The 19,532-nt window shown below is 70.0% G+C and carries 21 protein-coding genes and 1 pseudogene; 13 read left to right on the top strand and 9 right to left on the bottom strand.

Translation table 11 applies throughout. The features are described from left to right. Positions 1–65: 65 nt before the first annotated feature. From AC0HS0_RS01740 to AC0HS0_RS01720, 5 genes are all read left to right on the top strand, one after another. The gene (locus AC0HS0_RS01740; protein ID WP_472961224.1) at positions 66–1,511 is read left to right on the top strand and encodes an MDR family MFS transporter; all 1,446 of its coding nucleotides are present in this window, start codon (positions 66–68) and stop codon (positions 1,509–1,511) included. Positions 1,512–1,598: 87 nt separating this feature from the next. Beyond that, a complete protein-coding gene (locus tag AC0HS0_RS01735; RefSeq protein ID WP_472961223.1) occupies positions 1,599–2,354 on the top strand; it encodes a FadR/GntR family transcriptional regulator in 756 nt (251 codons plus the stop codon). A gap of 10 nt (positions 2,355–2,364) precedes the next feature. Beyond that, positions 2,365–3,624 (top strand): alpha-hydroxy acid oxidase, encoded by a 1,260-nt coding sequence (locus AC0HS0_RS01730; protein WP_472961222.1) that lies wholly within the window; start codon positions 2,365–2,367, stop codon positions 3,622–3,624. A gap of 110 nt (positions 3,625–3,734) precedes the next feature. Further along, complete coding sequence (locus AC0HS0_RS01725; protein WP_472961220.1) at positions 3,735–4,643, top strand: DsbA family protein; 909 nt, start codon at positions 3,735–3,737, stop codon at positions 4,641–4,643. Positions 4,644–4,787: 144 nt separating this feature from the next. Further along, positions 4,788–5,114, top strand: a complete 327-nt coding sequence (locus AC0HS0_RS01720) for a hypothetical protein (protein WP_472961219.1) — start codon at positions 4,788–4,790, stop codon at positions 5,112–5,114. A gap of 10 nt (positions 5,115–5,124) precedes the next feature. Here AC0HS0_RS01720 and AC0HS0_RS01715 read toward each other — a convergent pair whose 3' ends face one another. After that, complete coding sequence (locus AC0HS0_RS01715) at positions 5,125–5,730, bottom strand: TetR/AcrR family transcriptional regulator (RefSeq protein ID WP_472961218.1); 606 nt, start codon at positions 5,728–5,730, stop codon at positions 5,125–5,127. A gap of 143 nt (positions 5,731–5,873) precedes the next feature. On the opposite strand from AC0HS0_RS01715, the gene AC0HS0_RS01710 reads away from it, so the two are divergent. From AC0HS0_RS01710 to AC0HS0_RS01700, 3 genes are read left to right on the top strand one after another with little or no spacing between them, the layout of a single operon-like run. Next, the gene (locus AC0HS0_RS01710) at positions 5,874–6,470 is read left to right on the top strand and encodes a DUF6230 family protein (RefSeq protein WP_472961216.1); all 597 of its coding nucleotides are present in this window, start codon (positions 5,874–5,876) and stop codon (positions 6,468–6,470) included. After that, positions 6,461–6,961, top strand: coding sequence for a DUF6114 domain-containing protein (locus tag AC0HS0_RS01705; RefSeq protein ID WP_472961215.1), 501 nt, complete (start codon positions 6,461–6,463; stop codon positions 6,959–6,961). Before AC0HS0_RS01710 ends, AC0HS0_RS01705 begins: the two co-directional genes overlap by 10 nt. Then, complete coding sequence (locus AC0HS0_RS01700) at positions 6,958–7,686, top strand: hypothetical protein (protein ID WP_472961213.1); 729 nt, start codon at positions 6,958–6,960, stop codon at positions 7,684–7,686. The genes AC0HS0_RS01705 and AC0HS0_RS01700 overlap by 4 nt, the downstream gene beginning before the upstream one ends. 27 nt (positions 7,687–7,713) lie before the next feature. Here AC0HS0_RS01700 and AC0HS0_RS01695 read toward each other — a convergent pair whose 3' ends face one another. After that, positions 7,714–8,313 carry a DnaJ family domain-containing protein gene (locus AC0HS0_RS01695; protein ID WP_472961212.1) on the bottom strand — a complete coding sequence of 200 codons (600 nt, stop codon included), beginning with the start codon at positions 8,311–8,313 and terminating at the stop codon, positions 7,714–7,716. Positions 8,314–8,385: 72 nt separating this feature from the next. Here AC0HS0_RS01695 and AC0HS0_RS01690 point away from each other — a divergent pair, with 72 nt between their 5' ends. After that, entirely contained in the window at positions 8,386–9,468 is a 1,083-nt protein-coding gene (locus AC0HS0_RS01690) for an epoxide hydrolase family protein (RefSeq protein ID WP_472961211.1), read from the top strand. 187 nt (positions 9,469–9,655) lie between these two features. Here AC0HS0_RS01690 and AC0HS0_RS01685 read toward each other — a convergent pair whose 3' ends face one another. Next, a complete protein-coding gene (locus AC0HS0_RS01685) occupies positions 9,656–9,862 on the bottom strand; it encodes a cold-shock protein (RefSeq protein WP_055914717.1) in 207 nt (68 codons plus the stop codon). Positions 9,863–9,948: 86 nt separating this feature from the next. Between AC0HS0_RS01685 and AC0HS0_RS01680 the strand changes: the two genes are divergently transcribed. Next, on the top strand, positions 9,949–10,200 hold the full coding sequence (locus AC0HS0_RS01680; protein ID WP_472961210.1) for a helix-turn-helix domain-containing protein: 252 nt from the start codon (positions 9,949–9,951) through the stop codon (positions 10,198–10,200). A 22-nt stretch (positions 10,201–10,222) separates the two neighbouring features. Here AC0HS0_RS01680 and AC0HS0_RS01675 read toward each other — a convergent pair whose 3' ends face one another. After that, positions 10,223–10,354, bottom strand: a complete 132-nt coding sequence (locus AC0HS0_RS01675; RefSeq protein WP_472961208.1) for a hypothetical protein — start codon at positions 10,352–10,354, stop codon at positions 10,223–10,225. Between the two features lie 279 nt (positions 10,355–10,633). Between AC0HS0_RS01675 and AC0HS0_RS01670 the strand changes: the two genes are divergently transcribed. Then, a complete protein-coding gene (locus AC0HS0_RS01670; RefSeq protein ID WP_472961206.1) occupies positions 10,634–11,026 on the top strand; it encodes a hypothetical protein in 393 nt (130 codons plus the stop codon). A gap of 20 nt (positions 11,027–11,046) precedes the next feature. On the opposite strand, the pseudogene AC0HS0_RS01665 reads toward AC0HS0_RS01670, so the two are convergent. The 5 genes and pseudogenes from AC0HS0_RS01665 to rox all read right to left on the bottom strand — a co-directional run bounded on the left by AC0HS0_RS01665 (position 11,047) and on the right by rox (position 15,193). Continuing rightward, a pseudogene (locus AC0HS0_RS01665) lies at positions 11,047–11,387 on the bottom strand (YciI family protein). 85 nt (positions 11,388–11,472) lie between these two features. After that, positions 11,473–12,243, bottom strand: a complete 771-nt coding sequence (locus AC0HS0_RS01660) for an SDR family NAD(P)-dependent oxidoreductase (protein WP_472961204.1) — start codon at positions 12,241–12,243, stop codon at positions 11,473–11,475. 77 nt (positions 12,244–12,320) lie between these two features. After that, a complete protein-coding gene (locus tag AC0HS0_RS01655) occupies positions 12,321–12,776 on the bottom strand; it encodes a hypothetical protein (RefSeq protein WP_472961202.1) in 456 nt (151 codons plus the stop codon). A 15-nt stretch (positions 12,777–12,791) separates the two neighbouring features. Then, entirely contained in the window at positions 12,792–13,676 is an 885-nt protein-coding gene (locus tag AC0HS0_RS01650; RefSeq protein WP_472961201.1) for a tyrosinase family protein, read from the bottom strand. Between the two features lie 80 nt (positions 13,677–13,756). Next, on the bottom strand, positions 13,757–15,193 hold the full coding sequence (gene rox, locus AC0HS0_RS01645) for a rifampin monooxygenase (protein WP_472961199.1): 1,437 nt from the start codon (positions 15,191–15,193) through the stop codon (positions 13,757–13,759). A 247-nt stretch (positions 15,194–15,440) separates the two neighbouring features. Here rox and AC0HS0_RS01640 point away from each other — a divergent pair, with 247 nt between their 5' ends. Together AC0HS0_RS01640 and AC0HS0_RS01635 are read left to right on the top strand one after the other, a co-directional pair. Continuing rightward, entirely contained in the window at positions 15,441–17,378 is a 1,938-nt protein-coding gene (locus AC0HS0_RS01640) for a PKD domain-containing protein (RefSeq protein ID WP_472961198.1), read from the top strand. A gap of 173 nt (positions 17,379–17,551) precedes the next feature. After that, entirely contained in the window at positions 17,552–19,381 is a 1,830-nt protein-coding gene (locus AC0HS0_RS01635; protein ID WP_472961196.1) for a thiamine pyrophosphate-requiring protein, read from the top strand. Positions 19,382–19,532 lie beyond the last annotated feature (151 nt).

The raw sequence follows: 19,532 nt of genomic DNA, 5'->3' as shown, positions 1-19,532 counted from the left end.
CACGTCGAGTGCGTTCTTTCGCCGAGATCGGGAATGATCGGGCCCCGCGGGGGTTGTTCACAGAGATGAACGAGATCACCCGAGCCAGCGTGGGCTTCCGCTCCGAGCGCGGCCCCATCCTGATCGCCCTGATGCTGACGACCGGCCTCGTCGCGATCGATGCGACGATCCTCGCGACGGCCGTGCCCTCCATCGTCGGCGACCTGGGCGGCTTCGCCCAGTTCCCGTGGCTGTTCTCGATCTACCTGCTCGCGCAGGCGGTCTCGGTCCCCGTCTACGCCAAGCTCTCGGACACCGTCGGCCGCAAGCCGATCGTGCTCGCCGGCATCGGCCTGTTCTTCCTCGGCTCCATCCTCTGCGGGTTCGCCTGGAGCATGCCCGCGCTGATCGCCTTCCGCGCCCTGCAGGGTCTCGGCGCCGGCGCCATCCAGCCCATGTCGATGACGATCGCCGGCGACATCTACACCGTCGCCGAGCGGGCCAAGACCCAGGGCTACCTCGCGAGCGTCTGGGCGATCTCGTCGGTGGTCGGACCGACCCTGGGCGGACTGTTCTCGCAGTTCCTGTCGTGGCGGTGGATCTTCTTCGTCAACGTGCCGCTCTGCATCCTGGCCGCGTGGATGCTGATCCGCGCGTTCCACGAGAACATCGAGCGCAAGCGGCACCGCATCGACTACGCGGGGTCGGCACTGCTGACGGCCGGGATGTCGCTGCTCATCCTCGCGGTGCTCGAGGGCGGTCAGGCGTGGGCCTGGAACTCGCTCTGGAGCATCGGCGCCTTCACGCTCGGCGGCCTCCTGCTCGTCGCCTTCGCCCTCGTGGAGCGGAGGGCCGCGGAGCCCGTGCTGCCCCTGTGGGTGTTCTCCCGGCGGCTGCTGGTCACGACCACACTCGTCTCGCTGGGCATCGGCGCGATCCTGATCGGGCTCACCTCCTACGTGCCGACGTACCTCGAGTCGACGATCGGCGTGCCACCGCTCGTCTCCGGTCTCGCCGTCGCCGCGCTCACCCTCGGCTGGCCGCTCGCCGCGAGCGTCTCTGGCCGCTTCTACCTGCGGATCGGCTTCCGCAACACCGCACTGCTCGGCACGAGCATCGCGATCGTCGGCACGATCCTCCTCGCGGCCACCAGCGTCACGCCGAGCGTGCTGTTCGTGGCGGTGAGCTGCTTCATCGTGGGACTCGGGATGGGCCTCGTGGCGACGCCCACGCTGATCGCCGCCCAGTCGAGCGTCTCGTGGAGCGAGCGCGGCGTGGTCACCGGCACGAACATGTTCGCGCGCTCCATCGGCAGTGCGGTCGGCGTGGCGGTGTTCGGCGCGATCGCCAACGCGATCATCCTGTCGACCTCCGGCGGCGCGCACTCCCCCGCGGCCGTGCAGAGCGCCTCCACGGCGGTCTTCGTGTCGGTCGCCATCGTCGCCGTGCTCACGATCGTGGCCGGCCTGCTCATGCCGCGCTCCCGCGTCGAGGACGTCGAGCTCGGCCGCGCCCCCGCCGCCGCCGACTGACGCGCCCCTTTCTACCGGGGGCCGCGTGGTATCGTGTGGTCGGACCATGTGGTCCGACCACACGACACTCACGGGGAGGCAGCGCCGGTGAGCACCGAACCGAAGGCGTGGGAGAGCGTGCTCGCCCGCATCGAGGAGCGCCTCGTCGACGGTCGTCTGCGCCCGGGCGACCACCTCCCGCCCGAGCGCGCCCTCGCTGCCGACTTCGGTGTCGCCCGCTCCAGCGTCCGGGAGGCCGTGCGCGTGCTGGAGGCCATGGGCCTCGTCCGCACCCAGACCGGATCGGGTCCGAGCTCCGGCGCCATCATCATCGCCCGCCCGCTCGGCGGGATGCAGGCCCTCATGCGCCTGCAGGTCGCCGCGAGCGGCTTCCCGGTCACCGACGTGGTGAGCACGCGTCTGCTGCTGGAATCCTCCGTCGCCGGCGAGCTGGCCGGACGCGGGTCTGCTGTCGACCTCGACGACGCGCGGCAGCTCCTCGACGCGATGGACGACCGCTCGCTCACCGCTGCCGAGTTCCTCGCGCTCGACGCGCAGTTCCACCTGGCGCTCGCAGAAGCCGCGGGCAACGCCGTCGTCGCGACGATGATGGCCGGCCTCCGCAGCTCGATCGAAGGCTACGTGCTCGCCGGCGCCGCGCGCCTTCCTGAGTGGGAGGCCATGGCCGCGCGGCTGCGCACCGAGCACCGCGCCGTGATGGCTGCCATCGCGGACGGCGACCTCGCAGGGGCCCGCGCCCGCATCCACGACCACATCACCGGGTATTACCGCGACGCCGCCCCGGCGCCCTCTGTCTCTGCACTCCCATCCCCGTCTCTGTCCCAGTCCACCGACGCACGTTAGGCACACGAACATGGTCACCCGCCAACTCCCCCAGCCCGCCGAGCTGTTCGAGCTCCTGTCGTTCAAGAAGCCCGAACTCGACGCGAAGAAGCGCCGGCTGAGCGCGGCCCTCACGATCGAGGACCTCCGCACCATCGCGAAGCGACGCACGCCGAAGGCCGCCTTCGACTACACGGAGGGCGCGGCCGAGGGCGAGATCTCGCTCGCGCGGGCACGGCAGGCCTTCCAGGACATCGAGTTCCACCCGTCGATCCTGCGCGACGTCTCCACCGTTGACACGTCCTGCGAGATCTGGGGCGGCCCCTCTGCGATGCCGTTCGGGATCGCGCCCACCGGCTTCACGCGGCTGATGCAGACCGAGGGCGAGGTCGCCGGGGCAGGAGCGGCCGGCGCCGCGGGCATCCCGTTCACACTGTCGACGCTCGGCACGACCTCCATCGAGGGCGTCAAGGCCGCAAACCCGACCGGCCGCAACTGGTTCCAGCTCTATGTGATGCGCGACCGCGAGATCTCGTACGAGCTGGTCCGCCGCGCCGCCGCGAACGGCTTCGACACCCTGTTCTTCACGGTCGACACACCGGTCGCCGGCGCGCGGCTGCGCGACAAGCGCAACGGTTTCTCCATCCCGCCGCAGCTCACCCTCGGCACCATCGTCAACGCGATCCCGCGGCCGTGGTGGTGGTACGACTTCCTCACCACGCCGAAGCTCGAGTTCGCGTCGCTGTCGTCGACCGGCGGCACCGTCGGCGAGCTGCTGGACGCCGCGATGGACCCGTCGATCAGCTTCGCCGACCTCGACGTCATCCGCAGCATGTGGCCGGGCAAGATCGTCGTGAAGGGCGTCCAGAACGTGGAGGACTCCCGCAAGCTCGTCGACCTCGGCGTCGACGGCATCGTGCTCTCCAATCACGGCGGCCGCCAGCTCGATCGCGCGCCGATCCCCTTCCACCTGCTGCCGCAGGTAGTGGAGGCCGTGGGCGACCGCAGCGAGGTCGCGATCGACACGGGCATCATGAACGGCGCCGACATCGTCGCCGCGTACGCGCTCGGCGCCAAGTTCACTCTGATCGGCCGCGCCTACCTCTACGGCCTGATGGCGGGAGGCCGCGCCGGCGTCGACCGCACCATCCAGATCCTGAGCGACCAGGTCGTGCGCACGATGAAGCTGCTGGAGGTGCCGACCCTGGCCGACCTGACGCCCGCGCACGTCACGCAGCTGCGCCGCCTGGTGCCCGTCGCCGAGGCTGCCGGCGCTGCGGTGCGCGCCTGAGGCAGCTGGCTGCCGAGCGCGTTACGCAGCCGCGGCACAGCGCATCCAAAGGAAAACACCCATACGCTTGTCCTGGAGACTTGTCCACCTTCGGAAACGGAATGACCTGAATGGCTGCTACAGGCAGAGGCGCGACCACCCCCACCAAGAACGACCGCCGCGCCGAGGCGCGCGAGACGGCGCGCAAGATGCGCGAGGAGGCCGCCAAGAAGGCCAAGCGGCGCAAGGTCGTCGTCCAGAGCTCGGTGATCGTCGGTGTCATCGCGGTGCTCGCGATCATCGGCGTCATCATCTTCACCAGCGTGAGCGCGTCCAACAACGTCGCCAACCCGAAGAACATGCTGAGCGGCGGAATCCTGCTCACGCAGTCGGACAAGGCCGTCACCACGCCCGCGATCGCGCAGGGCGCCAAGCCGACGCCGACGAAGCAGACCCTTGACGGCAAGACCGCGCACATCCAGATCTGGCTCGACTACCAGTGCCCCTACTGCGACCAGTTCGAGACGACCAACTCCGACCAGATGAAGCAGTGGATGTCGGAGGGCACGGCGACGCTCGAGATCCACCCCATCGCCATCCTCGACTCCAGCACCAACAACGAGTATTCGACCCGTGCGGCCGCCGCCGCATCATGCGTGGCCAACTACGATCCCGACAAGTTCTTCGACGTGAACAGCGCGCTGTTCGCCAACCAGCCCGACGAGCAGACCGGTTCGGGCCTCACGAACGCCAAGATGCTGGACCTGTTCAAGAGCGCGGGCGTCAGCTCGTCGGCGATCACGAAGTGCGTGAACGACCAGACGTTCTCGAAGTTCGTCACGAACCGCACGAACGAGGCCGTCGGGAACGCGCAGCTCAAGAACCCGCAGACGGGCAGCTTCGGCACCCCGACGGTGTTCGTCAACGGCGAGCGCTACCAGGGCGGCTTCACCGACGCGTCCCAGTTCGCCGCGTTCGTGCAGACGGCCGTCAAGGACGCCGGCTCGAGCGGCAGCTACAGCTTCCCGAAGGCGAGCTGACCTCCGCCTCGCACGATCGATCGGTCCCAGCACGCCGTCGCGGCCTCCGCCGCCGCAGCGTGCTGGGACCGATCGTTTTCCGGGGGTGCGCGACGGGTGTACGTTCGGCCCGAACCCGCAGGTGACAAGACGGAGGAGACGAGCATGGACCGCATCCCCGAGGACGGCGCCGACGACCCCACGATCGGCGACTCCGACGCAGGAGACACCGCCGGCTGGGTGGATCCCCGCGACGGCGAGGTCGACTACGCACTGGACGACCCGATCGCGGAGGCCGACTTCGCCGACGAACTGGTCACGAACGACGGCGTCGCCGGTGAGACGGTGTGGGACGGACCGGGCGACGGCAACGACGGCCCTACCGGGGGCCGGCCGCGTGAAGCGGAACCCGACTACGACGAGCACGACCCGGAGGGCGACCCGGACGAGGGCATCCTGACGCAGGACGACCTCGACGAGGAAGGCATCTGAGCCCCGTCGGCTAGGTGGGCTCCCCGGCGGGCGGCACGGCCGCCACGACGCCGTCGGCGCTCCTCTCGAGGAAGCCGACGATGGTCTCCGACGGCAGATCGGTGCCGATCGCGCTCGCGACGAGGACGTCCTCGGCGAATGCGATCCAGGAGCGCAGCCCGATGTGCAGCATCGGCGCGTCCGCCGCGCCCAGCTCGAGGAATACCGCGATGATGCGCTCGGCCTGCTCTCCCCTGGCCTCCTCGACCACGGCCCTGACCTCCTCGTCGCCGCTCGCGACGCCGCGGACCAGCGAGTAGAACGTGCCGCTGTGGTCGCGGACGAACGCGACGATGCGCGCCAGCGTGTCGCGCAGGCGCTCGCGCGGCGGAAGCTCGGGGATCGGCTCCGTGGCGTGCAGCATGCTGTCGCGCGCGGTGCGCACGACCTCCCGGTGCAGGCCCTGCTTGGAGCCGAAGTAGTGGAACAGGAGCGCCCGCGAGACCCCCGCCTGCGTCGACAGCTCCTCGATGGTCAGGGAGTCGAGGGGACGGTCGGCGAGGTGCGCGACGCCGAGCGCGACCAGTTGCGCCCGGCGCTCGTCCGGGGTCAGCCGGGTGCGCCGGTCGGTGTCCATGCTTCGAGGGTACTAGCCGGGGCGTGGCCGGAACGGTCGGTCCGTCCTCCAATCGGCCGACTATTGACAACCCGTCAATAGCGTCTAGTCTCGCAGAGGGAACGACCGCACCGTCGCTGTCAAGCCCCCGAACAGGAGGATCGATGAAGTTCCGCAAGCTCGCCGGCTCGCACGCCGGACGCATCGTGCTCGCCGCCGTGCCCGTCGCCGTGGTGTCAACGGTGCTCATGACCGGAGTCGCCCAGGGAGCCGTGCCCGTCTCGTTCGCCGTCTCGGGCAGCCAGTTCCAGATCAGCGCCTCCAAGCTCGACGGCACCGGCTTCTCGCAGTACGCCGGCGTCGCCCCCGACACCGCAGGCAAGCAGCACCAGGTCGCCATCGCGAACATCAAGTCCGCGACCCTCGCCGACCTGTGCCAGTCGGTCGTCACCGACACTCCGCTCGGCAAGGTCGGGATACTGATCACCGCCGGCGGCGGCGGGAACCCGGCCAGCGCCTCCGACCTGCAGATCGGGATGACCGACCTGGCCGGCGACTCCGAGTTCCACAACATCCGCATCGGCGTCGACGCCTCCACGGTCAACACGGCGGCCAAAGGCTCGCCGGGCGACTTCGCCCAGGACGCCGACACGGTGACGATCTCCCACCTCCAGCAGACGGCGTGGAGCACGCAGGCCTCGGTATTCACGCTGACCGGCATGCACGTGCAGCTGACGGACGGATCGAAGGGATGCTTCTGAGCCGGCCGGCCGCGCACGCGGCGACAGCGACGGCCGACGAAGCGACCGTGCCGACGCGGCGGGAGCGGTTCCGCTCCTGGCGGCGGCAGCGCCCGTTCGTCGGCGGCCTGCTGACGGCGCTCGGCGGCGTGGAGATGTTCTTCTCCGGTCAGCTCGACCTGGGTCGGATCCACGTGCAGCTCGGGATCGAGGGGCTGCAGGCGACGATCATCCCGATCCTGCTGGTGCTGCTCGGCGTGCTGGCGATCGCGATGCCGGCGCACCGGATCTTCTACGGCGTGATCGCCCTCGCGGTCGCCGTGTACTCGCTCATCGGCGTCAACCTCGGCGGTTTCTTCATCGGGATGCTGCTGAGTTCGATCGGCGGCGTGCTGACGGTGGCGTGGATGCCGCGCCGGCGGGCGGGCGAGGCGGAGGCCGAGCAATCGGACACCGAGCCGGCGGACACCGAGCAGCCGGAGGCCGGGCTCGATCCGGAGCGGGACGCGTGAACCGCGGCAGCAGAGCCACGCGCGGGGCCCTCGTCGCCGCACTGGTGCTCGCCGGCGCGCTCGCGGGCATCGGAGCGGTGCCTCTCCCCGCGCCGGCCGCCCGCACGACGGCCGTGCCCGCGTCGCTCTGCATCCCGATCTTCACGTCGTGCAGCTCACCGACGCCGACGCCGACCCCATCGCCGTCGCCGTCATCCGGCTCGCCCGCACCCGGGCTGCCGCTCCCCGGCCTCCCGGCGCCGACGCCGACCGTCCCGGGAACCGGCACGACGCCGACCCCGGCGCCCACCCCGGCCGCACCGGACGGCTCCGCGCCCGTCTTCACCCAGCCGCCGGCCCAGCTCGGCAGCAGGTCGCTGTCGTTCACCGGCCTCCAGGGCGTCAGCGTCGTGACCGTGCCGCTCGCCGACGGCAGCAGGATCCCCGTGCTGAAGATCTCGGCGGACACGATCACGATCCAGGGGTTCAGCCTCACCGTGCGCAAGCAGACCGGACCGTCACTCTCGACGACCGCCGACACGATGACCCTCAGCGGTCACGTGCAGGTCTACCTCGACTCGGCCACCGCGACCGGGCCGGACGGGAAGTCGCTGACCCTCGGGGCGGCGACTCCTCCCCCGAACGACGGGCTGCCGACGCAACTACTGCGCGTGACGCTCGGCCTGGTCGGGACGACCGCCGACTCGATCACCTACTCGAACACCAAGCAGCACCTCACCGAGTGATGCAGAGGGCACGGATGGTCGGACGAGCTACCGCGACTTGCGGAGACGGCGGCGCTCGCGGCGGGTGAGCGCGGCCAACGCCTCGGCCTCCGCCCGGCGCGTGGCCTCCGCCTCGCGCGCGCGGGACTCGCGGCGCTCGGCCCAGCGGGCGACCTCCTCGTCGACGTCGCGCGTCGGAGTCACGACGGGCGGGCCGCCCTGCAGTTGACGACGGGCATCGACGACGCGCCGGTTGAACTCGGCGAGATGCTCGCGCACCGCTCGCTCGGAGCCGAGCCGGTCGAGTGTCGCGTCGAGCTCGCTGTGCTCGGTACGGAGCGTGAGCGCCGGAGGCCCAAGCCCCGTGAGCTTCTCGCGCTCGATCTTGCGGCGTATCCACCAGTCGGGGTCGTGCGTGCCGGTCAGCCCCGGCAGCGGCTTGCCCGCCCCGGGGAGGTCGTCGAACTCACCGCGGCGGATCGCCTGCTGGATCGCGTTCTCGATGACATGGGCACGCTGATCCATCGTCGGCCGGCCCGCGTCGGCCTCCTCGACCTCCTCGCCGCGGGCCCGTGCGTCCCGGTCGAGGCGGTAGCGCGCAGCCTCGACCCGGGCGTCCGGTTCGGGTCGCGAGCGCTCTTCGGCCATGCCGCCAGCGTACGCTGCGCCCGCCGAGCGCGGGCCCTGGCCGGCGTCGGCGGGCGCCGGTAGCGTCGAGCCATGGAGCCCTTCCGCATCGCCGTCCCCGACGACGTCCTCGACGACCTGCAGCGTCGGCTCGCGGCGACCATCCTTCCGGGGAAGACACCTGGTCCCGACTGGTCCAACGGCATCCCACCCGAAGTGCTCGGCTCCCTCGTCGTCCGCTGGCGCGACGGCTACGACTGGCGCGAGGCCGAGCAGCGGCTCAACCGCTTCGAGCAGGTGCGGGTCGAGATCGACGGCTGCAGGGTGCACGCGGTGGTGGCCCGCGGCCGTGCGACCGGGAGGCTCCCGATCGTCGTCACGCACGGCTGGCCCTACTCGTTCGCCTCCATGCTCCCGCTGGTCGACGCGCTCGGCGGTGAGCTCGATGTCGTCGTGCCGTCACTGCCCGGTTACGGATTCTCGAGCGTGCTTCCCACGGCGTTCTCGTCGGCGGCCGTCGCCGATCGCTGGAACGCCCTGATGACGACGGAGCTCGGGTACGAGCGCTACCTGACGTACGGGGAGGACGTGGGTGCGGGGGTGAGCGACTGGCTCGCGGGGGCGCACCCGGCCGTCGCCGGAATCGTCGCGAGCCACGCCTCGTTCTCGGCGCGGAGCCGCCCGGGCGTCGAGCTCGACGAGACCGAGCGGGCGTTCCTGGCGTCCGTGGGGTCGCCGGCAGAGTCCGGCTACGCCCACCAGCAGGGCACGCGGCCCGACACGCTGGCGGCGGCTCTGATCGACTCGCCGAGCGGGCTGCTCGCCTGGATCGCCGAGAAGGTGGCCGCGTGGAGCGACGGCGAGGGCCTGGCGACGTTCGATCCGGACGACATCCTGACGAACGTGATGGTCTACTGGGTCACCCGCTCGATCGGCACGAGCTTCCGCTCGTACAGCGAGCCGCCGGACGGGGACGACCTCCACCCGATCGTCGAGGTGCCGGCGAGCATCCTCATCCAGACCCACGAGGGCGTGTACCCGCGCTCGCTCGCCGAGAAGAGCTACGCCGACATCCGCGCGTTCCGGCGGCTCCCGCGCGGAGGGCATTACACCGCGTGGGAGAACCCTGCGGCGGTCGCATCGGCGATCCTCGCGCTCGAGGAGGCGGCGCGCTGATATTCCGCGCCCGACCCCGTTGACAACGGTCAACAGCCGAATAGTGTGTGCGCTAAAGCAACCGGATGGCAGGCCGGACCGCATGGGGGCGGACGGCAGTACTGCATTCCCGGTGGGTGGCGCCCGATTTCCTCGGGTGAGTCGAGCGCCGCCCGGCTTCAGCCGCGACGGCGCTCGACTTCCGCTCTCAGAGAGCGCGGATGTTGGAGGCCTGCATCCCCTTCGGACCCTGAGTCAGGTCGTACTCGACCTTCTGGTTCTCGTCGAGCGAACGGTAGCCGCCCTGCGACTGGATCTCACTGAAGTGGGCGAAGACGTCGGCACTGCCGTCATCCGGGGCGATGAACCCGTACCCCTTCTCCGCGTTGAACCATTTGACGGTGCCTGTAGCCATCGTGTCTTCCTTCGTTGTCTTCACCGGCCGCGTGGAACGGCCGGCACAGCCAGGCTACTCTCTGACGGCTTGTTAGCATTCATCCGATGCAGAACCTGAGCAACGCAATCGCCGAACGGATCGGTGAGAACATCCGCGAGCGCCGCGAGCGGCTGCTGTTCGCGCTCGACGAGCTGGCCCGGCGCGCGGGGCTGGAGGAGCACACTCTGTGGCGCATCGAGCGCGGGACCATGACGCCGTCGGTGCTCGTACTGGTGCAGCTCTCGGCCGTGCTGGAGTGCCGCCCGGGCGACCTCCTGCAGGGCGTCTCGGCCGAGCTCGGCGACGACGCGTCGTAGAGCTGCCGATCAGGCGAGCGACTCAGTCGTAACCGAGGATCACGACGTCGGCTTCGCTCCGGAATCCGCCGGAGAGGCCGCCCAGCACACCGATGGTCGCGCCCTCGGCGGGTGCGTTGAGTGTCCGGTCTTCCTCGACGACGATGGCGGCCATGTCAGGATGCTAGGCGGGTCGACGATCCCGGCGAATCGACACGGTGTCCAACGGGTGGGAATCGATCGACACGATGTCCAGCCCGCCTCCCGGTTTCACATCCCAATCTGGGACAACCGAGAGCCGGCACCGATGCCGCATTGTCAGAGTTTGCTGATATTCGAGAGTGACCCCTTCCTGGGGGTAGCCCTCTCGTGCCAGAATCACGGAACCCGCTGCACGCCGGCGGGCAGCTGAGGCCCGAACCGCGCTGACGACGACGCAACGAAGGAGAGCCCCATGACTGAGATCATCGCCCCTGCCGCCGTTCGTGCCGCCCTCGAGCATGCCGTGACCGCCGCCGGGGAACGTCATCGCTACGCCTTCCCCGCCGACGGGCTGGTGCGCTTCACCTGGGACGCCGAGGGGCCAGGGCACGGCGACCTGATCGGTGAGGCGATCCGGGAGATCGCTCCGGACGTCTACTCCCACCTGGTCACCGTCGAGACCGCAGACGCCGGGCAGCCGGTCGAGTCGGTACTCGACCTCGCCGCGCACGGGCTGACCGTGCCGTTCGCAACGATGGCCGCCCTCGACGAAGCGCGCGCGATCGAAGACGCGGGCGGGACCTGGGGCGAGGCGCTCGCCTGCTTCGACGACCTGTACTTCGAGTCGCCGGCCCTCGCGGGCTGAGCGAGTCCGCGGCCGGAGGATCACGTCTCCGGGTCGTACTGGAACTCGCGCAGCTCCTGGTCGCAGCGGCACGCCGTGGCGATCTTCGCCGCCCATTCCAACGCGGCGTCGCGCGTCGGCAGATCGAGCACCGTGAAGCCGCCGTCCATCAGTCGCGTCTCGGGGTAGGTGCCCGTCGTGATCGTCCCGTCCCGGAGACCAGGACGGTTCCGACACTTTCGTCGACGCCACCACCGAAGACGTAGACACCGGCTTCCTGGGCCTCGCGGATCACGGAATGGGCAGCCCGCGACACCCCGGGAAGCTCCTCCGGCGTCACATGCATCGCACCGGACGGGAACGAGATCATGTACTTCGTCATCGCGTGACTCCTCACTGTTGACGACGGTTACGTCCGCGACCCTACCTTCGGGCGAGCGCCCTGCCCAGCCCTCACGAGCTCCGCGTCACATCGTCGGCCGCATGCCGCCGTCGATCACGACGTCCGCCCCGGTGAGGTTGCCGAGCACCGGGCTGGCGAGCATCGCGACCAGCGCCCCGACCTCCTCGGGAGTGGTGAAGCGGCCGGTGGCCATCGCCTGCTCCGCTCCGTGCCGCACTTCCTCCGGGGTGCCGCCTCCCGCCGCGGACACGGTCTGGGCGACCCCGCCCGCGCCCAGCCAGAGCGCCGTCGCGACCGGACCCGGGCTGACCGAGTTGACGCGGATGCCGCGCGGCCCGAGCTCCTTCGACAGCGACTTGGTGAAGCTGAGCAGCGCCGCCTTCGCCGCGCTGTAGTCCATCACCAATGGGTCGGCCAGGATGGCGTTCTCGCTGACCACGTTGACGATCGTGCCGCCGTCGGGCATCGCCTCCAGCAGCGCGCGGGTGACCCGCACCGCGGCGAGCGCGTTGAGCTCGTACGTGCGCTGCCAGTCGTCGTCGGTGATCGATGCGAAACCGCCGGGCCGCGGCGGGGCGGAGCCGACGTTGTTCACCAGGAGGTCCGCATCGCCGACCGCGTCGCGCAGCGCGGCGATCGACGCCGGGTCGGAGAGATCGGCGGCGATGAACCGGAAGCCGGCTCCGCCCTCCAGTTCGCGCGTCTCGTCGGTCGCCGCGCGCGCGACGCCCACGACGGTCGCCCCTTCGGCGAGCAGGGAGCGTACGACGGCCAGCCCGATCCCCCGGCTGGCACCGGTCACGACGGCGCGGGCGCCGGTCAGTCGAAGATCCACGGCGCGACAGTATCGGCTGCGCGCAGTGCTCGGCTAGAGCCGGTGTTCGCGCATCGTCACGCCCGCGTGCGCCGGACTCAGCCGATCGCGTCGTAGGTCGTCAGCCGCAGCCGGTCGAAGAACAGCGCGTCGGCCGTCTGAGCACGGTCGGGACCGGGCACTGCGACGACCACCGTCACCGAGACCTCACCGGCGGTCAGCCGGCGGACGGCGTCGGTCACGATCACGACCTTGGTGACGGACTCCAGCGGATGCCGGCCACGGATGTCGAACGGGTCGGTGGTGCGCCACTGCGGGTCGCAGTGGCCCTCGTCGCCGACGCAGTTGGAGTGCCCGAAGACCGTGAACGACCCCGCGTACCCCGCGTCGGCGCTGCGGGGTGTCTCGAGGCCGGCGTCGGCGTTGTCGAAGAACACCCGTGCCTCGTAGGAGACTCCGGAGTGGTCGATGCCCGAGAAGATCAGGTCGGCGCGGTAGAGCGAATCCCGCACAGCCGTCGGGACCGTGAGGGGAGGTGAGGTGTAGCGTTCCATGATCCTGCTCCCTGCTCAGTGCGAGTGCGAGTGCGAGTGCGAAGGCGTCGTAGGCGTCGCCAGCGTGGAGTCGACCTCCGTGGAGTCGACCTCCACCGATGCGGTCGTGACGGCGTAGTCGTAGCCCAGCGTGGTCACGTTGAGCGTCTGCCGCACGGTCAGGCCGAAGGGAGGCAGTGCGTCGTCGAGGATGTCGGCGGGCGGGTTCGCACCCGAGTGCCGCTGCTGCCAGAGCCGCCAGATCCGGTCGACCATGGCGTGGTGGGCCCAGAAGATCGGGTCGAAGGCGGCGAGGTAGATGTAGTACATGTCTCCCCCGGCGCCACCGGTCCACACGTGCACGTTGTTGTGGAGGTTCTCGAGCTGGCCCGTGAAGTCGAGGAAGTCGGTGACGTCGAGGAGCGCGGCGACCTCCTGAGCGGTCGGCAGCGGCGGCGATCCGGGTTGCCCGGGGAACCGCACCGTCTGCGCCGGCAGGTCGACGGGCGGGTTGCCCGCCTTCGCCTGCTGCAGCGCACGCGGGTCGACAGGCGCGCTGGCGAGCGGGTTGGCGGGCGCGTTCTCGGCCGTGTAGACGTCGGGGATGGTGTGGACCGTCCAGTCCCACCACGGCAGAGTGACGGTCGGCACCAGATCCATCAGCGACCGCTCGAACGAGTACAGGTACGCCCGGTGCCAGGGCAGGAAGTACGGCGTCCCGTGCGCGACCGAGCAGCCGATCGGCATCGGGAGGCCGTGGATGCCTGCGAAGTACTGGTAACCGCGATCGTCGCTCACCGCCAGCGATTTCGTGATCGCCTCCCGCAGGAGGCCGGTCTGGTCGGGGGTGAGGAACTGCGCGTTCCGTCGCCACCGCACCGGTGCCGCCGCGTGCGTCGCGGGCGAGAAGCCGACAGCCATGGTGCACGTCCGATCCCGCGGTGGTCCGCGTCGCCTCCAGGGTTCGCCTCCTGCGCGGGCGTTGGCAATACCCGGTTCGTCTACTGCGGCCTCCCGAACCACCGCGCGAGGTGGTTCTCGAGGTCGGCCTGCTCGTCTCCGGTCCAGGCGACGTAGCCGTCTGGACGCAGCAGCACAGCAGGCACCGCGAGACCCGCACCGTCGTCGACCACCGCATCCACCCGTCCCTGCCATCCGTCGACCGTCAGGCGCCCGGTGCGATCGAGCAGGAGCCCGCGGCCGTCGCGCATCCGCTCGTAGAGCCTCCCGTCGGTGAGCGGCAGGTCGCGGAGCCGCCTGCCGACGAGCTCCGATCCGTCGCCGAGGTCGTAACGGATCCCGGTGCCGCTGATCCGCTCGGCGAGGAAGCGGCTCACATCGTCGAACGCCATGAGCTCCGTGAAGAGACGGCGCACGGCCTGAGGGCCGGGCTCCGCCGCGATCAGGACGCTCTGCGCGCGGGTGAGTGTGAGGACGTCGTCGGCGACCGGCCTGCGTTCCGACTCGTAGCTGTCGAGCAGGTCGCCCGGAGCCCGACCGTCGACCTCGGCGGCCAGCTTCCAGCCGAGGTTGAACGCGTCCTGGATGCCGAGGTTGAGTCCCTGCCCGCCCAGTGGAGGGTGCACGTGCGCGGCGTCTCCGGCGAGCAGCACCCGGCCGGATCGGTACCGCTCGGCGAGCCGGGTCGCATCGGTGAACCGCGAGAGCGCGCGCGGCGCGTGAGCGCCGAAGTCGGTGCCGGCGTAAGCCTGCAGCTGCGTGCGGAACTCGTCCAGCGTGGGAGGCACAGTGCGGTCCTCCGCGACGCTCGCGGCGGGCACGACCGCGCGGTAGAGACCGTCGGCTGCGGGGCCGATTCCGAATCCGCGATGCGTCTTCCTGACCTCCGCCGAGATCGCAGCGATGTCGTCGGCCGCCGCGGTGACCTCCACCTCGCCGAGCAGCCACTCGGTCGCCGCTGCCTCACCGGCGAACGCGATGCCCAGCAGCCGGCGCACGAGACTGCGGCCTCCGTCGCAGCCGACCAGCCAGCGCGACCGCAGCCGAGTGCCGTCGACGAGTTCGACGCTCACCCCGTCGTCGTCCTGGTCGAAGCCCGCCACCTCTGCGCCACGGCGCAGCTGCGCCCCGAGCTCGACCGCGTGCTCCTCCAGCAGGCGGTCGGTGATCGTCTGCGGGATGCCGAGGATGAACGCGTGCGCCGAGTCCACTTCGACGGGGTGTGGCGCAGCGATGCCGGCGAACGTCCCGACCTGCGGGTAGCGCGTCCCGAGCTCGAGGAACCGGTCGAGCAGCCCGCGCTGGTCGAGGATCTCGATGCTGCGCGGGTGGAGGCCGAGCGACCGCGCCAGCGGGCTCGGGCTCTCGTCGCGCTCCAGCACGAGCACGTCGACGCCGTGCAGCCGCAGCTCGGCCGCCAGCATCGACCCGGTCGGGCCGCCTCCGCTGATGATCACGTCGAACACGTGGGACTCCATGCAGCACTCTCCTCATCTGGTTACAAATCTCGTGATTCCAGCCGCGACCGGCTATTCTGCCCGACTCAGGGGGCCTTGCGGCAAGGCCCGGGGCGGCCGGTATCCTGGAAATGCAGGCGGCGACGAGTTCATCTCCGGCGCCCACCGTTTCCGAGAAGACCTCACTTTCTACTCCCCTGCTCCCGCTCGCCGGGTTACCCTGTGCGCGAAGGCCCGGACCAGAAGAACGGGCCGGGGAGCACCTGTCATGGCCAAGCACAGAGTCCTCGCGGTCGCCGGGATCGCCGCCGCCGCCATCCTCCTCGCGTTCGGGGCGCCGCAGGCCGTGCAGGGCATCGCGCCCGGGCAGGGCAGCATCCAGTTCACGGCGGTCGGCGATTACGCGGCCAACGCCAACACGCAGGCCGTGCTGTCGGGCATCAAGACGATGAACCCCGACCTGAACCTGGCAGTCGGCGACCTGTCGTACGGGACGACCGGGCAGGAGCAGGCCTGGTGCGATCTGATCACGCAGACCCTCGGCGCGGGCTTCCCGTTCGAGCTGGTGTCCGGTAATCACGAGAGCAACGGGCAGAACGGCAACATCAACGATTTCTCCGCCTGCCTGCCGAACCAGCTCCCCGGCGTTGTCGGCACTTACGGACGCCAGTACTACGTCGACGTGCCGCAAGGGGCGCCGTTGATCCGGTTCATCATGATCTCCCCCGGCCTGCCGTTCTCCGACGGCATGTGGACCTACGCGTCCGGTACCGACCACTACAACTGGACGTCCGCGGCGATCGACAGCGCTCATGCCGCGAACATCCCCTGGGTCGTCGTCGGCATGCACAAGCCGTGCCTCTCGATGGGCCAGTACACGTGCGAGGCCGGCCCCGACATCATGAACCTCCTGGTCTCCAAGCGGGTCGACCTGGTGCTGACCGGGCACGAGCACCTCTACCAACGCACCAAGCAGCTGGCGACCAGCGCCTCCTGCCCCTCGATCACCCCGGGCACGTACACGGCGGCCTGCGTCGCCGACTCCGACAACACGCTCGTCAAGGGAGCGGGCACGGTCTTCGCGACCGTCGGCACCGGAGGCAACAACAATTACGACATCAACCCGGCCGACTCCGAGGCCGGGTACTTCGCGTCGACGTACGGCAACTCCACCGCGCCGCTCTTCGGGTCGATCGACGTCACCGCGACAGCGACCCAGCTCAACGCCTCCTACGCGCGCGCTGCCGGTGCGAGCTTCAGCGACTCCTTCACCATCGGTCCGCCCACCGGGGGCGGCAACCAGCCCCCGAACGCGGTCATCGGGGCGTCGTGCACCGACCTGACCTGCGCGTTCGACGGAACCGGATCCAACGATCCCGACGGCACCGTGACCTCCTACGCCTGGGACTTCGGCGACGGCACGACCGGCAGCGGGAGCACGATCAGCCACACGTATGCCGCCGCGGGCACGTACCCGGTCCGGCTCGCGGTGACCGACGACGGCGGGGCCACGGCCAGCGCCAACCGGTCCACGACGGTGACCGCACCGCCGCCTCCCCCGAACGTGCTGGCCGCCGACACCTTCTCACGCTCGGTCACCGGAGGCTGGGGAACCGCCACGACCGGAGGCGCCTGGAGCGCCGCGGGATCGTCCTCCCTCTACTCGGTCAACGGCAGCGCAGGCCTGATCCAGCTGCCCACCGGGTCGGGAGGCACGACGCGGCTGCCCGGATTCACCTCCACCGACACCGATCTGCGACTCTCGGTCGCGCTCGACAAGGTACCGTCGTCCGGAAACGTCTACCTGACCATCCAGGGGCGCCGGATCGCCACTGCCGGCGCCTACGCGTCGAAGGTGATCGTCTCGTCTGCGGGCAAGGTCACGATCCAGATCGTGCGCGTGGACCAGAACGGCGGCAACGAGGTCGTCGTGCAGTCGTCGGTCGCCGTCGCGGGCATCACCTACACCGCCGGGCAGAAGCTGGACGTCAGGGTGCTGATCACGGGCACGAGCCCGACGACCGTGCAGACCAAGGTCTGGCTCGACGGCACGACGGAGCCTGCTGGGTGGCAGCGGACGGCGACCGACGCGACCGCCGCCCTCCAGGCCGGCGGTGGACTAGCCGTCACCGGCTACCTCTCCGGCGGCGTGGTCAACACCCCCGTGACGATGTCGGTCGACGATCTCAGCGCGGTCAAGCCGTGAGCTGAGCGCATCCCGCGACGATAAGCGCATCCCTCGGCCCGCCCGACCGCGACGAGCCGGACACGCATGCGTGCCGACAAGGCGCAAGGGGTTGTGGAGGCCGGCTTGCGGACGTTCGCTCGCTTGGGCGACGCGGCGTCCGCTCGCGGCGTCGACACACGAAGGAGAAAACTATGGCGACGACGGTCAGCGAGTTCGTGATCGCACGACTGCGGGAGTGGGGCGTGCGACGCGTGTTCGGCTTCCCGGGCGACGGGATCGGTGAGTTCGACGGCATGCTCGGCAAAGCCGAGCGCGCCGGAGAGGGGCTGGAGTACATCCGGCCGACGCACGAGGAGATCTGCGCCCTGATGGCGGTGGCGCACGCGAAGTTCACTGGGGAGGTCGGCGTGTGCATCGCCACCTCCAGCCCGGGAGGCTTCCACATGATGAACGGCCTCTACGACGCGAAGATGGACAACCAGCCGGTCGTCGCCATCGTCGGCCAGCAGGGCTTGAAGTCGTTCGGCACCTTCAACCAGCAGGAGAGCAAGCTCGAGCGGACGTTCTCGGACGTCGCCGCGTACGTGCAGACGATCGTCGCCCCCGAGCAGGCGCAGGCGGTGATCGACACGGCGTTCCGCACGGCGATCGCGCGCAAGCAGCCGACCGTGGTCATCCTGCCGCACGACGTGCAGGGCATGGAGATGGCGGCACCGGGCGCGGAGATGTGGGTCTCGCGGTCGAGCGCCGTACCGCCGTCGACGGCGATCGCTCCTCCCGCCGATCAGTTGCGGGCGGCCGCCGACCTCATCAACGCGGGTGAGCGTGTGACGTTCCTCGTGGGGCACGGCGCGGTGGGAGCGGAGCAGGAGGTGCTCGCGGCCGCGCGCCTGGCGGGCGCCGGCGTCATGACGACGCTCCGCGGCAAGCAGGTCGTGCCCGGCGACATCCCCTTCCACACGCAGCAGCTCGGCCTCCTCGGTTCTCGGCCGAGCTACGACCAGATGCAGGAGTGCGACACGCTCGTGCTGCTCGGCACCAACTACCCGTACGGGCAGTTCCTCCCGAAGACCGGTCAGGCGAAGGCGATCCAGGTCGACCTCCGGCCCGAACAGCTGGGGCTGCGCTACCCGACCGACGTGAGCATCTGGGGCGACGTGAAGACGACGCTCGCCGGCCTCATCCCGTTGCTGACGCAGAAGGACGACCTCCCGTGGCAGGAGAAGACGGCGGCCTCCATGCGCGACTGGGACGACGAACTCGACGCGCAGGCCGCCCAGCACTACGACGACGGCGTCAACCCGCGCCGCGTCTACCACGAGCTGAACAAACGGCTCCCCGCCGGCGCGATCGTCACGGCCGACGCCGGAACGACGGCGGACTGGTACGGCCAGTACATCCGGCTGCGGAACGGTATGCGCGGTGACCTCTCCGGCCGGCTGGCGACCATGCTGGCGGCGATGCCCTACGCGACGGCGGCGAAGTTCGCCTATCCGGAGCGGACCGTGGTCTGCACGATCGGCGACGGCGCCTTCCAGATGCTCGGGACGAACGAGCTGATCACCGTCAAGAAGTACCTGTCGCGGTGGTCGAACCCGAACTTCATCGTGCTGGTGCTGCACAACGACGACCTCACCCAGGTCTCGTGGGAGATGCGCACCGAGGACGCCAACCCGGTCTGGTCGACCTCCCAGGACGTCGAGTCGGTCGACTACGCCGGCTGGGCGCAGCTGCTCGGGTTCCAGGGCATCACGGTGACCTCCGACGACCAGATCGAAGCCGCGTGGGATGCCGCGCTCGCGCATCCCGGCGTCACGGTGATCGACGCGCACACCAGCAAGAACGTGCCGCCGCTGCCGCCGCACATCACGTTCGAGTTCGCGAAGAACACCGGACTCGCCCTCCTCAAGGGCGATCCGGAGGGCATCGGCGCGATCAAGGACTCCGCGACATCGCTGATCACCGAAGGGGTGGAGCGGGTCAAGGACGCGCTGCACCTCGATAGGGATGACGACAAGTAGGTCGGACGGTAACATCCATCGCGGGAATCGATCGTTGACGGAGACGGGGTCGAACATGGAAACGCACACCTTGAGCACGCACAACGCGGAGATCGTGTACGACGTCGCGAAGGCGGAGAACGGATCGGGCGGGCATCCTGCGCTCGTCATG

This window comes from Leifsonia sp. PARNA 1/14 (genome assembly GCF_055720965.1).
Note: the sequence above shows the minus strand (reverse complement) of the source record. Positions and strands in the feature narration are given on the sequence as shown.

What these genes read in the sequence shown, in the direction of transcription:
- AC0HS0_RS01740 (WP_472961224.1), top strand. Translation starts at nt 66, where the DNA reads ATGAACGAGATCACCCGAGCCAGCGTGGGCTTCCGCTCCGAGCGCGGC.
- AC0HS0_RS01730 (WP_472961222.1), top strand. Translation starts at nt 2,365, where the DNA reads ATGGTCACCCGCCAACTCCCCCAGCCCGCCGAGCTGTTCGAGCTCCTG.
- AC0HS0_RS01725 (WP_472961220.1), top strand. Translation starts at nt 3,735, where the DNA reads ATGGCTGCTACAGGCAGAGGCGCGACCACCCCCACCAAGAACGACCGC.
- AC0HS0_RS01720 (WP_472961219.1), top strand. Translation starts at nt 4,788, where the DNA reads ATGGACCGCATCCCCGAGGACGGCGCCGACGACCCCACGATCGGCGAC.
- AC0HS0_RS01715 (WP_472961218.1), bottom strand. Translation starts at nt 5,730, where the DNA reads ATGGACACCGACCGGCGCACCCGGCTGACCCCGGACGAGCGCCGGGCG.
- AC0HS0_RS01710 (WP_472961216.1), top strand. Translation starts at nt 5,874, where the DNA reads ATGAAGTTCCGCAAGCTCGCCGGCTCGCACGCCGGACGCATCGTGCTC.
- AC0HS0_RS01705 (WP_472961215.1), top strand. Translation starts at nt 6,461, where the DNA reads ATGCTTCTGAGCCGGCCGGCCGCGCACGCGGCGACAGCGACGGCCGAC.
- AC0HS0_RS01695 (WP_472961212.1), bottom strand. Translation starts at nt 8,313, where the DNA reads ATGGCCGAAGAGCGCTCGCGACCCGAACCGGACGCCCGGGTCGAGGCT.
- AC0HS0_RS01690 (WP_472961211.1), top strand. Translation starts at nt 8,386, where the DNA reads ATGGAGCCCTTCCGCATCGCCGTCCCCGACGACGTCCTCGACGACCTG.
- AC0HS0_RS01685 (WP_055914717.1), bottom strand. Translation starts at nt 9,862, where the DNA reads ATGGCTACAGGCACCGTCAAATGGTTCAACGCGGAGAAGGGGTACGGG.
- AC0HS0_RS01680 (WP_472961210.1), top strand. Translation starts at nt 9,949, where the DNA reads ATGCAGAACCTGAGCAACGCAATCGCCGAACGGATCGGTGAGAACATC.
- AC0HS0_RS01675 (WP_472961208.1), bottom strand. Translation starts at nt 10,354, where the DNA reads ATGGCCGCCATCGTCGTCGAGGAAGACCGGACACTCAACGCACCCGCC.
- AC0HS0_RS01670 (WP_472961206.1), top strand. Translation starts at nt 10,634, where the DNA reads ATGACTGAGATCATCGCCCCTGCCGCCGTTCGTGCCGCCCTCGAGCAT.
- AC0HS0_RS01655 (WP_472961202.1), bottom strand. Translation starts at nt 12,776, where the DNA reads ATGGAACGCTACACCTCACCTCCCCTCACGGTCCCGACGGCTGTGCGG.
- AC0HS0_RS01650 (WP_472961201.1), bottom strand. Translation starts at nt 13,676, where the DNA reads ATGGCTGTCGGCTTCTCGCCCGCGACGCACGCGGCGGCACCGGTGCGG.
- rox (WP_472961199.1), bottom strand. Translation starts at nt 15,193, where the DNA reads ATGGAGTCCCACGTGTTCGACGTGATCATCAGCGGAGGCGGCCCGACC.
- AC0HS0_RS01640 (WP_472961198.1), top strand. Translation starts at nt 15,441, where the DNA reads ATGGCCAAGCACAGAGTCCTCGCGGTCGCCGGGATCGCCGCCGCCGCC.
- AC0HS0_RS01635 (WP_472961196.1), top strand. Translation starts at nt 17,552, where the DNA reads ATGGCGACGACGGTCAGCGAGTTCGTGATCGCACGACTGCGGGAGTGG.